The following is a 13,679-nucleotide window of genomic DNA, read 5'->3' as shown; positions in this document are numbered from 1 at the left end:
CTGGCATGTCGGTGCCCTTGCTTTCATATGACGTTTCAACCGTTCTGTCTCTGTAGCAATGTCGTCATCCACCATCGGTATCATCGGCCTGGGCTATGTTGGGCTGCCTCTGAGCCTCCAATTCGCCCGGACGGGCAGCGTGGTGCTGGGATTCGACATCGACGCCTTAAAAACGGATGCACTCATGGCCGGGCAGAGCTACATCCTGCACATTTCCTCCGCGGCCGTGCAGGCGCAGCGTAACGCGGGACGTTTCGCCGCGACGACTGATTTTTCCCGCGTGCGCGAGTGCGAGGCCATTATCATCTGCGTGCCTACGCCGCTTGCTAGGCATCGCGATCCTGATCTAACGTATGTATTGAACACCGGCCGCGCCATCGCGCCGCATTTGCAGCGCGGGCAGTTGGTGGTGCTGGAATCGACCACTTATCCCGGCACGACGGACACCGAACTGCGCGAGGTGCTTGAGGCAGGATCAGGTCTCAAGGCGGGCGAGGATTTTCATCTCGCCTTCTCACCCGAGCGCGAGGATCCGGGCAATCCGCAGAGCGATGTCGCCGTGATTCCGAAAATCGTCGGCGGGCTGACGCCCGCGTGCCGCGAGCATGCGCTGGCCGTTTACGGACGCGCGATCAAAACACTCGTGCCGGTGGAGTCCTGCCGTGTGGCGGAGGCGGTGAAGCTGACGGAGAACATTTTCCGCGCCGTGAACATCGCGATGGTGAACGAGTTGAAGGTCGTCTATGCCGCGATGGGCATCGACATCTGGGATGTGATCGATGCCGCGAAGACCAAGCCCTTCGGCTTCATGCCGTTTTATCCCGGCCCCGGCCTCGGCGGCCACTGCATTCCGATCGATCCGTTTTACCTCACCTGGAAGGCGCGCCAATACGGCCAGGAGACACGTTTCATCGAACTGGCGGGCGAGGTGAACACCGCCATGCCAGCATACGTCATCCAGCGCTGCGGCGAGGCGCTCGCCAGCGTGCAAAGAACGATCAAAGGCAGCCGCGTCTTGATGATCGGCATCGCCTACAAGAGCAACGTCGATGATGACCGCGAAAGTCCGGCCTATGTGCTCTGGGAGATGCTGGAGCACGAGGGAGCGCAGGTCGATTACCACGATCCGCATGTGCCGGTCATCCGTCCCTCGCGCGAGCACGCGCACTTCGCAGGTCGCAAAAGCGTGCCGCTTAGCACGGCGGAAATCCAGGGCTATGACCTTGTGCTCATCGCCACGAATCACAAGGCCGTGGACGCGGAGTTAATCGCCGCGAATGCACGGCTGGTGGTGGACTCTCGCAACGTGCTCGGCACGCGCATGAAAGGACAATCTCACTATTTCAAAGCATGAAGGCACTCGTCACAGGCGGAGCAGGATTCATCGGTTCGCACATCACCCAAGAACTCTGCCGCCGCGGTGCTTCCGTGGTGGTGCTGGACAATCTCAGCCTTGGCAACGTGAAAAATCTCGACTGGAAACAGCCGGGGGACCAGGTGGAGTTCGTCGAGGGCGACATTCGTGACAACGCGCTGCTTGCGAAGCTCATGCCCGGTGTTGAATGGGTGTTCCACCAGGGCGCGCTGCCCTCCGTGCCGCGCTCCATCGGCGCACCGCAGGAGAGCAATGCGCACAATCTGGAAGGCACGCTCAACGTGCTCGTGGCCGCGCGTGACGCGGGCGTGAAACGGCTGATGTTTGCCTCTTCATCCTCCATCTACGGCAATGCAGACGCGCGCATGAAACATGAGGGGCTGCCGCCGCAGCCGCTCTCTCCCTACGCGTTGCAGAAATACGGCGGAGAGCGCTACGCGCAGTTGTTTCACCAGCTCTACGGCTTTGAAACCGTCTCTCTGCGCTATTTCAACGTCTTCGGGCCGCGCCAGGCATTCGACTCGCCCTACTCGGGCGTGATCGCCAAATTCTGCACCGCCATGCTGGCCGGTCAGCCGCCAGTGATCTTCGGTGATGGCAGCCAGGCGCGCGATTTCACGTTTGTGGACAACGCCGTGGCCGCCAATCTCCGCGCCGCTGAGGCCCCGGCGGAAAAAGCGGCCGGGAAATTCTTCAACGTGGCCTGTGGCGAATCGATCGACCTGCTGAAGCTCGTGAAGGACCTCAACCATCTCACCGGGCAGCATCTTCGGCCAAAGTTTGAGCCGCGTCGCGCGGGGGACATTCTCCACTCGCTCGCGGACATCAGCGCCGCGCGCGAATGCCTCGGCTACGATCCGAAGGTCTCTTGGGAGGAAGGGCTGCGGCGGACGCTGGAGTTTTACCGCGCCGAGGCGTAAGGCGCGCAGGGAACTTTGCGCTTGCAATGACCCCGCGAGGCTGGACAGGTCTACTACTTTTCTCCCATGGCCCAATCCCGTCTGATCCTTCGTCTTGCCCGCTTTCTCCGCGTCAAACTGATCTGCCACGCGGTCTTCAAGCTGCGCTTCTGGTGGTTTGTTTACATCAAGAAGCGGCTTCGCTCCTGCGAAGACCAGGTGGGAGTGGACGGACACCAGCACAATCTGCGCGCGCTCAAGCTAGCGCGCCCGAGCGACCGCATTCTCTGGCTGATCCAGCCGCTCACAGCCATCGACAAGATGATGAAGGCTGACGTCAAGGTGCTGGCCATCGGCGTGCGTCTTGAGACGGATCTTCTTTATCTTGTGGCCTATGGATTCAACCCGCAGAATGTTCGCGGCATGGATCTGCTCTCATATTCACCGTGGGTGGACTTGGGCAACATGCACCAGATGCCATACGCCAATGATTCATGGGATGCGATCATGCTCGGCTGGGTTCTTACCTACAGCACGGAGCCGCAAAAGGCGGCGGACGAGCTGGTGCGCGTGGTTAAAAACGGCGGCGTCATCGCCATCGGACTTACCTATTACCCGGAACATGTGCTTGAGGAGTATCGGAAGAGCCAGGGCAGCCTGATGGGCACCACTGGCCAGATTCAGACCGTCGCCGATGTGCTGAAGCTCTTTGAGGGCAAGGTGGACCGCGTGTATTTCAACCACGATGTGTCTGATCCTTCACGACAGGGACCGACGATGGTGATCTTTTCGGTTAAGAAGTGATCTCCGAACTGTGCCAGTGATCAATCCACCAGTTCGTGCTTCGGGTTTAAGGTCACGACCTGTTTGAATGGCTCTTGGAGCGCCTCGACTTCGGCGCGGCGGAACTTCTGCGGTTTCCAATGGCGCACGCTGACGTAGCAGAAGGTGACCTGGTCGCGACCGCCGTTGTTGTTGCGATTGCCGCTGTGCAGGCCGTTTGCGTCGAAAATGGCCACGGTGCCCGCAGGCCCGGCGACTTCGACGATGCGATCCTTGTACTCGGGATGTTCGCGCAGGTCGGTATCAAAGCGCGATCCTTGGCCGCGTCCGCGCAGGTAGCTGTAATAAGTCTGGTGCGACTTTGACAGGTAGGACATGCGCTGGCCATCTTCTGCAAGATCGCGCAGCAGTACCATGAGGTGAATCTGGCGACCGCGGGTGTCGTGATGCCACTGGTAGGAGCCGTAGCGGCCGGTTTCCGCCGGGAGCAGGCGTTGAGCACAGGAGCGGCCGAGCGCGAACTTTTTCTTGTAGTACCGGCCGATGATGTCCAGCAGCACTGGATCAAGCGCGGCGCGCAGAAAGGCCGGATCCTTGACGAAGAACTCGTCGCACTGGAGCGAGTTGGGGTTCAGCTTGCACCACTGGTCCGCGACGGATTTGTCAAAAGCGGCCTGCAGCTCCTGCAGCATGGTTCCTTGGAAATAACCCGGCAGCATGACGATGCCGTCCTCTTCGAGCTTTTGATAGCCTTCCTGGGCCTTGGTTGCGTCCTCTCCGGAGCAGAAATGCCAGTCAAACTTCGGGTCGGGTCTCCGATGGAAATACTCCTTCAGGCGGAACTCGGGTGTTTTGATCAAGGACCAGATTTGTTGCGCGATCATGTGCAACCACTAAGGAGGCCATCTTGGGAAATCAAGATCGAAGTATGCGCCGGTTCAGGCGGCGGCGAGCACTCTTTTGGCCTCCTCAACCACGCGTTCCGGTGGAATGAGCGCGGTGGGTGGCAGCGGATCGTTGGCGAACTCGCTGGCCTGAATGGCGCGGTTGCGCGGCGTGTCGTGATGCCACATCTGTGTCTTGGAAGGACCAAAAAGCACCACGGTCGGCCGCCCGAATGCCTGTGTGATGTGCGAGGCCGCACCATCGACGGTGAGCGTGATGGCCGCTTGTGAAAGCAGGGCGAGGAAGCCGCGCAGCGTGGTCTGTCCTGCGAGATTGCGAACCTGGGACACAGGAAAACCGTCGCAAATCTCGTCCCCCATCCGCAAATGCCAGTCGGCGCTGCCACTGGCAACAAACACGGGGCCGAGGCCCATGTCGAGCATGGCGCGGATCACTTTGCGCCAGCCTGCGACGGTCCAAGATTTGCGCTCCCAACCCGACGCGGGATTGATGACGACGGCATTGGCGGCGGATTGCTGCATCCAGTCCGCAGGAGGCGGCTGAAGCCGTGGCGGCCTGAAGGTGTCTGATTCTCCGCCGCCGACCACGTCGAAATAATAGCGCGCCACATAGATGTCGTTCAGATTCTCCGAACAGCAGGCGTGGAAGAGCAGGCGATGATACCAGCGGATGTAAACCGCCGCGCGTGTGAGCAACTGCTTTTGCCGCGCATGCAAGCGCAGGCTCTTCATAAGTGATTGCGAGCCCTGGTCGAGGGCGAAAACGCGATCGAAAGTGCCTGCGTGATGATTGGCCTTTGCGCCCCAGCTCACGCCGGGCATCAGTTCCACCAGCGGTTGATGACCGGGCAGCGTATAGAGCGTTACTGCCTCGCGATCCTGCGTCGCCAGCCTTTCGAGGGCGGGTTGCAGGAGCAATGTGTCTCCAAGCTGTTTGTGGTAGGCGACGGCGGTTCTCACGGATGGTGTTGTTTCCACAGAGACGTCGCTCTGGCGAGTTCCTCTTTGAATTTATCGATCGGATAGCTCCAATGTTCGCGCTTTTGAATCGGACGGTCTGCAAACAACCGCGAGGCCAGATTGCCATGCAGCAGGCCGAGGTCGCGGAAGGTTTGTGAGAAATAGGACTCGCCCCACTTCACCTCGGTGTCGAGGATCAGGCACAGTGCGTTGCTGGAGACGAGTAGGTTGGCGAAGCCCTGGCCCAGAGCGCCGACAATTAGCGGCGCTGCGGCGAATTTGCGCACTTGCGTCGCGAAATCGAGTTTGCTCAGTTCGAGCACCTCGCATGCACCCCACTGGCGTTCCATTTCGGCGGCAATGTCGCGCTCGTTGAGAAGCCGGCGGTCGGGAGCGTCCGCGCGCGATACAAGGACGGGTGGCTGTGCATCTGGCAGCGGTCCGGCGCAAGCTAGGAACGTGGTGCGTATGCGCAGGAGAATCTCCGGCGCGGCGAGCGCGGTGTCTGTCCACATCTGCGGTGTGTAAAACAGCCGCTTTACCAAGGTGGTGCCGCTACCGGCGCGTCGCACCTGCTCCGGCGGTGTGCCCACAGCGGCGAGGTAACGGGTCTGCCAGCGTTTTTCACGGTTCCCCAAGAGGATTCGCGGATTTCCCATCGCGGCGAGATCGTTATGCGCGGCCAGAAGGCGTGGCAGATGATGCAATAGGAAGTGGCCGTGGTTCTCGTAATTCCGTCCGGCGAGGTGAAAGCAGGGTTCCGCTATTTTTTGCGCGAGCAGACGTAGCGGTCGGCGGATTTTGCGGTCAGGGTGACGCGCGAGGCTGGGACAATCTTTGAGATGCAGGCCGCTGCTGAGGAAAACAGCCCCGTCATCGCCGGTGAGGCAGGCGTTGGCAAATTCGTGGCAGACCACTTCCTTCCAATGCATATCGATCTGCGCCGGGCAAACGTCATATAGCGTGTGTTCGAGCTTGTTGTCCAGCGTGCGGGTGCCAGCGGTCTGCAACGTCCAGCTTTTCAGAGCAGCGGCCCGCGCCTCCTCCGTGGTGGCATGACGCAGGCCGCGCCCGAGCAGCACGGCGGCGCGGGTGTGGAAGTCATGGGCAAGCCGGATAAGTTTGTTCATCGTTGAGCAAGGTGGCGAAGTTCCTCAACCACATGACGCGAGGCATCAGGCGTGCGCAAAGCACCGCCAGCAGGCGGGATATCCACACGTGCAATGCCACGCCATTGATCCAGCCAGTGACGAATGGCGGGACGGATGTCTTTATCGATGCAGGCCGTGCCAATGCGCAGCCGGTCGAGCGGCAGCGGGCTGGGACCCGTCTCGCCGGGCTGCAAGCTCAGCACCGGCTTCCCGATGAGCGCCGCCTCCAGCAAAAACACCGAACACATTCCCGCCACGCCCTCGGCTGCGTGTTGTGCGAGCGCGGAATCCCCGGCCATGCCCGCAAACACGGACGGCGAGGCATGCTGCCTGAACTTCCCAGACATTTCACGCGGATGCGGGCGAATCCACAGAAACAATTCGTTTGCGGCCGGGTGAGCTAGGAATTCTTCACAGAATGTTTGCACAATGTCGCGCTCGTCATACGGCAGCACGGCATAGCCGGCCTTGGTGGCGATCTCCGAGCAGGGTTGCGAGGCGAACAGGATCAGGTGGCGTTCCGACGGGCAGCCGATCTGTACGCGCAACTCGGCCAGTTTCGACATCGGCGGCGCTTCAGCGTGCAGACGGTCAAACGCGGGCTGTCCGGTGATGTGGATGGACTGCGCGTCGATGCCGATGCCGCGCAAATCGTCGGCGGCACATTCATCCATCACGGCGATGACATCCGGCAGTGCGTCAAAGGGGCCGTCCGGCGGCCGTGTGGTGAAACGGGCCGCGTAATTCGACCAGAAGTCGAGCACTGCGATGGAGGGCATGCCGAGCTGCCGGGCGGCATTGATGAAGGTTTTTTCGTCGTCGCGGCCGTTCACCGAGGTGCCGCAGAGAAGCGCATCAGGACGAATCTTTTTCAACAGGTGGACCGCGTCGTCTAATGTGGTCGCCTCTTCGAAAACGTGGTCGGCGGGTGCGAAAATATACGCCGCGGCGTTGTAGCCGGCTGTGACGACGGTTTCCTGTTGCTTGCGCAGTTCCTGCACCACTGCCATCACGGCCTGCGCTCCTCCGGGATCACCTGCGATGGCAAACACTTTCATGCGACGGCAAGAATGGCGGTGGCGGTTTCTAGGCAGGCCACGGCATCGGCGCCCGTGCAGGCGGGCTGCGGGGCGCGACCATCGAGGCAGGCCAGCAGGTCGTTCACAGCATGCACGATGGCATCTTTGAGGCAACGTTCTTCAATCTGCTCGTCGCCGAGATTCACATAACCGGCATACAAAGGGCTTTCCACGGTGCACGCGCGCAGGATGCGATGTCCGCCGTCGAGAATGCGCACGCGGCCGGCGGTGCCGATGATGTCCATCTCAAACAAAGTGAAGGCGGTGTGGTCGAGGGCGCTGAGCGTGGCTGGAATACCTCCGGCGCAGATGATTTGCGCAGATGGCGTGTGTTCATCCGGCTTCAACGCCGTGGGCACGATGACGCGTTCGATGTCGCTGATCAAATAGCGCAGCAGATCAATCCAATGCGTGCCGTTGTGGATGATGCCTTTGCCGTAATAGCCGTGAACTTGCTGCACACGCCCGAAGACGCCTTGTTGAAGTTCATCGCGCAAGTGTCGAAAAGCCGGACAGAAACGGCGCGAGTAATTCACCGAGAGAACCACGCCCTGTTGTGAAGCCGTCTGCACCAAGGCATGTGCTTCAGCCACCGTGACAGCCAGCGGTTTTTCCATCAACACCGCACGGGTGGATGATTTTGCGAGCGCAAGCCGCAGCATGGCCGCGTGGCTTTCATCCGGCGTGCAGATGCTCACGATCTCAGGCCGCAGCTTTTCCAGCATCACCGCCGGATCGTCAAACACCTCGCAAGGGCCGAAAGCTGTCGCAGCAGTCTTGGCGCGTGTCAGATCATAATCTGCGAGTCCAGCAAGGGTGATGCGTGGATGGCGTGCATACGCTTCTGCGTGGGACTGCACACCCACCGTGGCAGGATCAAGCGCAGTGCCTGCACCGATCCAGCCGCAGCCGATCACCACGGCCCGCAACGGGACGTCAGGCTCAGGGCTGGGAGTCGCTGTGCTAGCGGACATTGGTATCCATGGCTGCAGCCACCGGGGTGAACAGATTGGCGGAGTCCGGCACGCTGCGGGCGATTTCAGCGGCATGTTCTAGCACTTGCTCCATCGCGCTGGCGACGTCGTCCATGTCCGCCGTGGTCAGCGGCTCGCGTACCACCGGGCAGAGCAGCAGTTCGTTTTTATACATGTGTTCGGTCACGGGGCAGATGCCTTCGCTGTAGTCCGGCCAGCCTGCGGGAGCCAGATTGAAGGGGAAGCCTTTGGAGCCGATGGCGATGCGCTTTTGGTAAACCGGGCTCAAATAAAGCGGCTTCACATACCCTTCGGTGAGCGCCGTGCCTTCAAAGCCTTCGGGCTTCGGCAGCTCCGCGAGCACGGCCTTGACGAATTGATGACGGCTGAGGCCCGCCTTCGCGGCGTCGAAATGCACCGGCAGCAGGTAGTAGGCGTGCGTGCAGTCCACGGGATGCGGCTGGGCGCGCAGGCCGGGCAGTTTGTCGATGCGCTGGCGCAGATGCGCGACCAGCGTGGTGCGGGTGGTGAGGCATGCGTCGAGCTTGTTCATCTGCGCGCTGCCGATCGCCGCCTGAACTTCGGTGAGGCGGTAGTTGCTGCCGATGCAGTTCACAAGTTCCGCCGGATCATCGCCGGTGACGACGTTTTCACCGTGGTTGCGGATCAAACGGCAGCGCTGAGCGAGATCATCGTTGTTCGTCACGATCACGCCGCCTTCACCCGTGTGAATGTGCTTGTGGAAGTTGAGGCTGAAGCCGCCGAGATCACCGATCGCGCCAACGGGCCGGCCTTTGTAGAGCACGCCTGGTGACTGGGCCGCGTCCTCGATGACTTTGAGGTTGTGCCGGCGTGCCAGGGCGAGGATTTCATCCATGTCCGCCGGATGGCCAAACAAATGCACGACCATGATGGCCTTCGTTCGCGGTGTGATCCTCTGCGCGATGGATTTTGCCGAGATGCAGAAGGTTTCGGGGTCGATGTCGGCGAAGACTGGGATGCCGCCGTAAAACAGACAGCAGGTGGCCGAGGCTGACATCGTGTAAGGCGGACAGATGATTTCATCTCCCGGCTCGATGCCGATGGCACCGATGGCGGTGACGAGGCCCGTGGTCCATGAGTTCACGCTGATGGCATGTTTGAAGCCGTAGCGCTGGCACCAGACAGCCTCGAAATCAGTGACGCGTTTGCCGCCGTTGAAAAACTTGCCGCTGGCACCGATGAAGGCGGAGAGCACGTCGCTCTCGATCACCTCGCGCACCGCCTGCTGCTCGGCCTGGCTCATCGTGACGCGGGGTGCGAAGGGGCGGGTGCGGACCGGGGTTCCGCCGAGAATGGCTGGCTTGCTGGAGGTGGAGGACATGAGTAAAATGCGGCTTGCGTCTGGATGACGGACGCCTAACAGACACAAGCGTGCCGCGAATGCAACTGGCGCGCCATCGAGGTTTACTCCTGCTTCCGCACAATGCCGATCCCAATCATGTTTCCCATCGAGGTCACCAGTCGCGAACTGGACGCCCGGCTGCTGATGGCGGCGCATTGCGCGGCGCCGGAACGCTCGGTGTTTCTCGGCCAGGACCGTGGTGTTTATCGCCTCGCAAGGCGCTGGCGCGGCGGCATCTATGTGGGCAAGCAGGTGCTCGTGGGCGGCATGAAGCCCAACTTGGCGAAATACCGCGTGCTCAAGGGGCGCGGCTATCGCGTGCTGTTTCTCGCCGAGGAGGAGCCGGTGTTTGGCGAGGAGGGCGAGCTCGACCGCGAGCAGTTTTTGCAGATGTTTCATCCGAACTGGCTGGATGGCGACGACGTGGTCTGCGCGTGGGGCGACTTTTCCGCCGAGGTGTTCCGTTCAGTGGCGGGTCCGGACGCGCCCGCGATCCACGTGACCGGCCATCCGCGTTTTGACATCATCAAGCCCGAACTGGCCTGTTTGTATGAAACGGAGACGCTGGCGATCCGGCAGCGCTTTGGCAAGTTCATCCTGTTGAATACCAAGTTCGCCCTGGCGAGCAACCTGCCCGCGTTTCTCAGCGTGAAGAACGCCTTTACCGGCCAGAACGAAAAAGGCGACACTGCGGAGTACTGGCTGAACTTCCATTGCTACCACGCCAGATTGCAAACGGCCTACATCGAGCTGGCCAACCGGCTGCGAAAGGAGTTTCCCGACCATCACATCGTGCTGCGTCCGCATCCCGGTGAAGATCCGGCGTGCTACAACGCGGTGCTCGGCGGCATCAAGAATCTCAGCGTGCTCACGGAGGGCAGCGTGCTGCCATGGCTTGCGGCGGCGGATGTTTTGGTGCACACCGGCTGCACCACCGGCCTGGAGGCATGCCATCTCACGCCGCGCATCATCCAGTACGCGCCGGATGTGGGCTATGTCTTCGAGCAGCATCTGCCCTCGCTCGTAGGCGCGGTTTGCAAAACACTCGATGAGGTCGTGCAGGAGATTCGCGGCGGCACGCGCGCCGTGGTGGAGCCCGAGGCCGAGCGGCGTATCTCCCGCATCATCGCCAATTTCTCCCCGCAGGTGATGTCCTCGGAACGCATCGGTGCGCTGGTGGCCGCAGCTGCGGCAAAAATAACCACCACTGTGATGCGCGGCCGTCTGGCCGAACTGGAGCATCTCGCCCGCAGCTTGGTGCAGCCGCGCAACCAGCGGCGGCGCAAGGCTGGCGGTGTGCCGAAAAAGTTCGAGCTCTTCGACCGTGACGCTATCACCGCCAAACTGCGCGTGCTTGAGCAGCTCGTGAACAAGAAGCTGCATTGCCGCTTCATCAGCCGCTATCTGGTGGAGATCAGCGCCGCATGAGTATGAAACTCGACATGTCCGAGGGTGATCTGGTGACGTTGGTGTGCCGCCAGCTTGAATCCTTGTTTCTGCCATTGTCACCGGAGGAGAAAGCGTGCCTCGCCGACATGATCCGCCTTGCGCTGCCACGCTGCGAGCGCTGTTTCCTGCACACACGCATCAAGCGCTACACCGAAGACGGTGCGGCGCGGTTCAATCCATATCACTCCGGCCAGTATGCCGTGTTTCTCTATTTCCTAGCCAACACGCTGTGCCGGCAGGCCGCGCCGGAGCGGCGCAGCCTCGCGGACCGGTTGTACTTTCTGAACAAGACGCTCAACGGGCTGGAGTTGTATTACGAGGTGGAGATGCCCTCCATCTTCATGCTCGATCATCCCGTGGGCACCGTCATCGGACGCGCGGAGTTCGGTGATTACTTTTCGTTCGCGCAGAACTGCACCGTTGGCAACAACTGGGACAAGTATCCGCGTCTCGGCCACCATGTGGCCATGCTGGCCGGCTCCAAGCTCATCGGGAACTGCCGCGTGGGCGATCATGTGATCCTCGCCGCAAACACCTGCGTGATCGACACGGACATCCCGGACGGCACGATTGTTTTCGGCAGCTCGCCAAACCTGATCTTCAAATCAAGACCTGTGTCCTATTTCGAGTCATGGTTTGCTACCGCAGGCAGCATGAAGCCAAGGTCCGATTGAATTCAGCGACATGGCGTGCCTTTGCCGATGCAGATATAATGATCGTCGGAGTAGTCGGGGCGTTTCGACGGCGTGGTGATGTGGGCGAGATTGTGGGAAGAAGGTAGCGCTTGCTTCTGCTGCTGCTTGGCGGAAACCGGCAGGTCGAGGAGATCGATTTGCTGTTGCCACTGCCAGTTCGTGTCGCGCTGCCATAAGGCGGGGCTGCGATGCTGGTCGGTGATCCACTGGAAGGAACTCCGGGTGATGCCGAGCCAGTCGAGGAAGGCGTCGAGGTGCTGTGGCGGATGATTCTGCCATTCGCGGGCGGTTTGCGCGGCCTCCGCGCGGCTGAGGCGGCCCCACCGTAGCTCGCGCACGGCGTGGTCGGTGGCCTTGCCGTAGCCGTGTTTCAAGAACTTGAGGTGGTCATGCACGTCAGAGTAGTTGAAGCAGTCCACGTCGTTGTAGAGGTCGAAGGTGCGCGTCTGTGCCGCGCTCTCATAACCGTACGCGGCAAGCATCTGCTCATGCTGGCGACGGGTGTCCCACGGGATGAAGTTGCCGAGGTAGATGCCTCGCACGCCGACACGTTGCAACTCATCATACGAGGGGTAGGTCCACGGCAGCACGTCGCGCGGCAGGATGTGGTCGAACTCGCTCACAAGGTCCTCGGCCTCCAGGCCCATGAGATCGTGATCCTTGCGGTAGCGGCGGGTCATTTCGACCTGATGTTCGTGCGAGAACATGCCGACCTGGTCGAGCCCCTGATGCGCGCCCCAGATGATGAGCGGGATCTGAAAACGCACGGCGGTCTGCACGGGAAACACCGTCTGTCCGGCGAGGCAGTGCCAGTAGATGCTGCCTAGACGGCGCAGCGTGGCGCGGGTGATCCTGCGCACGGTGTCGGGGTTCGCGGTGAAGGTGAGGATGTCCGCGTCGAACACGGTGCGCAGCCGCGCAAGGTTGCGGATGCCGAGGTCGGTGTTGTAGAGCTTGTTGTAAGTGACGAGCAGCGGATTGAGACCGAGCTGTTTGACGGTGTGGACGATGAAGAAGGAATCACGCGCGCCGCTGACGGGCACGATGCAGTCATAGTTCTGGCCGTTCTTGGAGCGATACGGCTCCACCAGAGTTTCAAGCGCCTTCCAGCGCCGCTCCCAGTCGAAGGTCTGCTTTTCCTCATGTACGCGGCAGCCGGAGCACACACCTTCCTCATCCAGCACGAGGCCCAGAGGATGCCAGGTGGTGTAAAGGCAGCGCGCACAGGCGCGGGGCGGCTGGCGGTGAAGCGGGTTCATGCGGCGGAATGCAGGGAGCGGATGGCTGGCGTGGTGGCGAGCACGCCACGCTTCACGGTGGTGATGGCGCACTCGCTGTGGGAGAAAAGATTGCCCGCGCAGGCGCCGGCGACCTCGCTGGCGCGGAAGACCGTCGCAAAATGGCCTGTGTTTCCCGCGCCGCCGCTGATGATGACAGGAACGGCCACGTCGGCCGCATAAGCGGCAAGTCCGAGGTCGAAGCCCTGCATCTGACCGTCGGCATGCACGGCATGCAGGATGATTTCGCCGATGCCTCGCTGCTCCAGCTCGCGCATCCAGCTCTCCAGGGGCGTGTCGAGGGTGGAGCGCGTGAGATGATCGTAAACGCGAAGCGTGTCATCAACCGCGAGCACATCTATCCATGCGACAATGCACTGCGAGCCGAAGAAACGGGCCGCTTCTCCCACGAACTTGTCGTTCTTTCGGGCCGTGGTGTTGATGAAGACACGATCCGCGCCGCTGCGCAGCAGGTCTTCCACCTGCTCGATGGTCTGAATGCCGCCACCGACCGTCAGTGGCGTGCGGAGATATTGGGTGGCACGCGTGATGAGTTCCTTCGAGACAAGACGGCCCTCGGCGGAGGCGGTGATGTCGGCCAGCACGATCTCGTCCGCCTGCCAGCGGTCAAAGGCCTCGGCGATGACCACGGGATCACCGATGGGCAGATGGCGTTTGAACGCGATGCTCTGCACGGCCAGCGGACCGCGGGTGAAGATGGAGCCGATGATGCGTCGCAGGGCCATGA

General features: G+C 61.3%; 13 protein-coding genes. 5 read left to right on the top strand and 8 right to left on the bottom strand.

Annotated elements, in window-relative coordinates:
* Positions 1 to 58: 58 nt before the first annotated feature.
* The 3 genes from ACILSE_RS14480 to ACILSE_RS14470 all read left to right on the top strand — a co-directional run bounded on the left by ACILSE_RS14480 (position 59) and on the right by ACILSE_RS14470 (position 3,078).
* Complete coding sequence (locus ACILSE_RS14480) at positions 59 to 1,354, top strand: nucleotide sugar dehydrogenase (protein ID WP_395718121.1); 1,296 nt, start codon at positions 59 to 61, stop codon at positions 1,352 to 1,354.
* Positions 1,351 to 2,295 carry an SDR family oxidoreductase gene (locus tag ACILSE_RS14475; RefSeq protein ID WP_395718120.1) on the top strand — a complete coding sequence of 315 codons (945 nt, stop codon included), beginning with the start codon at positions 1,351 to 1,353 and terminating at the stop codon, positions 2,293 to 2,295. Before ACILSE_RS14480 ends, ACILSE_RS14475 begins: the two co-directional genes overlap by 4 nt.
* A gap of 66 nt (positions 2,296 to 2,361) precedes the next feature.
* Positions 2,362 to 3,078 carry a class I SAM-dependent methyltransferase gene (locus ACILSE_RS14470; RefSeq protein ID WP_395718119.1) on the top strand — a complete coding sequence of 239 codons (717 nt, stop codon included), beginning with the start codon at positions 2,362 to 2,364 and terminating at the stop codon, positions 3,076 to 3,078.
* A 20-nt stretch (positions 3,079 to 3,098) separates the two neighbouring features.
* On the opposite strand, the gene ACILSE_RS14465 is transcribed toward ACILSE_RS14470, so the two are convergent.
* The 6 genes from ACILSE_RS14465 to ACILSE_RS14440 are packed head-to-tail and all read right to left on the bottom strand — an operon-like array spanning position 3,099 to position 9,489.
* Positions 3,099 to 3,941: a hypothetical protein gene (locus tag ACILSE_RS14465; RefSeq protein ID WP_395718118.1), complete on the bottom strand. Its 843-nt coding sequence runs from the start codon at positions 3,939 to 3,941 to the stop codon at positions 3,099 to 3,101.
* A gap of 54 nt (positions 3,942 to 3,995) precedes the next feature.
* Complete coding sequence (locus ACILSE_RS14460) at positions 3,996 to 4,922, bottom strand: glycosyltransferase family 9 protein (protein WP_395718117.1); 927 nt, start codon at positions 4,920 to 4,922, stop codon at positions 3,996 to 3,998.
* Complete coding sequence (locus ACILSE_RS14455; protein ID WP_395718116.1) at positions 4,919 to 6,052, bottom strand: glycosyltransferase family 61 protein; 1,134 nt, start codon at positions 6,050 to 6,052, stop codon at positions 4,919 to 4,921. The genes ACILSE_RS14460 and ACILSE_RS14455 overlap by 4 nt, the downstream gene beginning before the upstream one ends.
* The gene (locus ACILSE_RS14450) at positions 6,049 to 7,131 is read right to left on the bottom strand and encodes a hypothetical protein (protein ID WP_395718115.1); all 1,083 of its coding nucleotides are present in this window, start codon (positions 7,129 to 7,131) and stop codon (positions 6,049 to 6,051) included. The genes ACILSE_RS14455 and ACILSE_RS14450 overlap by 4 nt, the downstream gene beginning before the upstream one ends.
* Entirely contained in the window at positions 7,128 to 8,126 is a 999-nt protein-coding gene (locus tag ACILSE_RS14445; protein ID WP_395718114.1) for a Gfo/Idh/MocA family protein, read from the bottom strand. Before ACILSE_RS14445 ends, ACILSE_RS14450 begins: the two co-directional genes overlap by 4 nt.
* Positions 8,116 to 9,489, bottom strand: coding sequence for a DegT/DnrJ/EryC1/StrS family aminotransferase (locus ACILSE_RS14440; protein ID WP_395718113.1), 1,374 nt, complete (start codon positions 9,487 to 9,489; stop codon positions 8,116 to 8,118). Before ACILSE_RS14440 ends, ACILSE_RS14445 begins: the two co-directional genes overlap by 11 nt.
* Positions 9,490 to 9,591: 102 nt before the next feature.
* Here ACILSE_RS14440 and ACILSE_RS14435 point away from each other — a divergent pair, with 102 nt between their 5' ends.
* Positions 9,592 to 10,938, top strand: coding sequence for a surface carbohydrate biosynthesis protein (locus ACILSE_RS14435; protein WP_395718112.1), 1,347 nt, complete (start codon positions 9,592 to 9,594; stop codon positions 10,936 to 10,938).
* Positions 10,935 to 11,633 (top strand): transferase, encoded by a 699-nt coding sequence (locus ACILSE_RS14430; protein WP_395718111.1) that lies wholly within the window; start codon positions 10,935 to 10,937, stop codon positions 11,631 to 11,633. The genes ACILSE_RS14435 and ACILSE_RS14430 overlap by 4 nt, the downstream gene beginning before the upstream one ends.
* A gap of 2 nt (positions 11,634 to 11,635) precedes the next feature.
* Here ACILSE_RS14430 and ACILSE_RS14425 read toward each other — a convergent pair whose 3' ends face one another.
* Both ACILSE_RS14425 and ACILSE_RS14420 read right to left on the bottom strand, forming a co-directional pair.
* Positions 11,636 to 12,913, bottom strand: a complete 1,278-nt coding sequence (locus ACILSE_RS14425) for an N-acetyl sugar amidotransferase (RefSeq protein ID WP_395718110.1) — start codon at positions 12,911 to 12,913, stop codon at positions 11,636 to 11,638.
* Positions 12,910 to 13,677 (bottom strand): HisA/HisF-related TIM barrel protein, encoded by a 768-nt coding sequence (locus ACILSE_RS14420; protein ID WP_395718109.1) that lies wholly within the window; start codon positions 13,675 to 13,677, stop codon positions 12,910 to 12,912. Before ACILSE_RS14420 ends, ACILSE_RS14425 begins: the two co-directional genes overlap by 4 nt.
* Positions 13,678 to 13,679 lie beyond the last annotated feature (2 nt).

Source organism: Prosthecobacter sp. (genome assembly GCF_044236155.1).
Taxonomy (GTDB): domain Bacteria; phylum Verrucomicrobiota; class Verrucomicrobiia; order Verrucomicrobiales; family Verrucomicrobiaceae; genus Prosthecobacter.
The sequence above is the reverse complement of the archived record's forward strand: the minus strand, read 5'-3'. Positions and strand labels throughout refer to the sequence as shown.

Bases quoted from the DNA above. Each gene is read 5' to 3' on its own strand.
- ACILSE_RS14480 (WP_395718121.1), top strand. From the start codon at position 59: ATGTCGTCATCCACCATCGGTATCATCGGCCTGGGCTATGTTGGGCTG.
- ACILSE_RS14475 (WP_395718120.1), top strand. From the start codon at position 1,351: ATGAAGGCACTCGTCACAGGCGGAGCAGGATTCATCGGTTCGCACATC.
- ACILSE_RS14470 (WP_395718119.1), top strand. From the start codon at position 2,362: ATGGCCCAATCCCGTCTGATCCTTCGTCTTGCCCGCTTTCTCCGCGTC.
- ACILSE_RS14465 (WP_395718118.1), bottom strand. From the start codon at position 3,941: ATGATCGCGCAACAAATCTGGTCCTTGATCAAAACACCCGAGTTCCGC.
- ACILSE_RS14455 (WP_395718116.1), bottom strand. From the start codon at position 6,052: ATGAACAAACTTATCCGGCTTGCCCATGACTTCCACACCCGCGCCGCC.
- ACILSE_RS14450 (WP_395718115.1), bottom strand. From the start codon at position 7,131: ATGAAAGTGTTTGCCATCGCAGGTGATCCCGGAGGAGCGCAGGCCGTG.
- ACILSE_RS14445 (WP_395718114.1), bottom strand. From the start codon at position 8,126: ATGTCCGCTAGCACAGCGACTCCCAGCCCTGAGCCTGACGTCCCGTTG.
- ACILSE_RS14440 (WP_395718113.1), bottom strand. From the start codon at position 9,489: ATGTCCTCCACCTCCAGCAAGCCAGCCATTCTCGGCGGAACCCCGGTC.
- ACILSE_RS14435 (WP_395718112.1), top strand. From the start codon at position 9,592: ATGCCGATCCCAATCATGTTTCCCATCGAGGTCACCAGTCGCGAACTG.
- ACILSE_RS14430 (WP_395718111.1), top strand. From the start codon at position 10,935: ATGAGTATGAAACTCGACATGTCCGAGGGTGATCTGGTGACGTTGGTG.
- ACILSE_RS14425 (WP_395718110.1), bottom strand. From the start codon at position 12,913: ATGAACCCGCTTCACCGCCAGCCGCCCCGCGCCTGTGCGCGCTGCCTT.
- ACILSE_RS14420 (WP_395718109.1), bottom strand. From the start codon at position 13,677: ATGGCCCTGCGACGCATCATCGGCTCCATCTTCACCCGCGGTCCGCTG.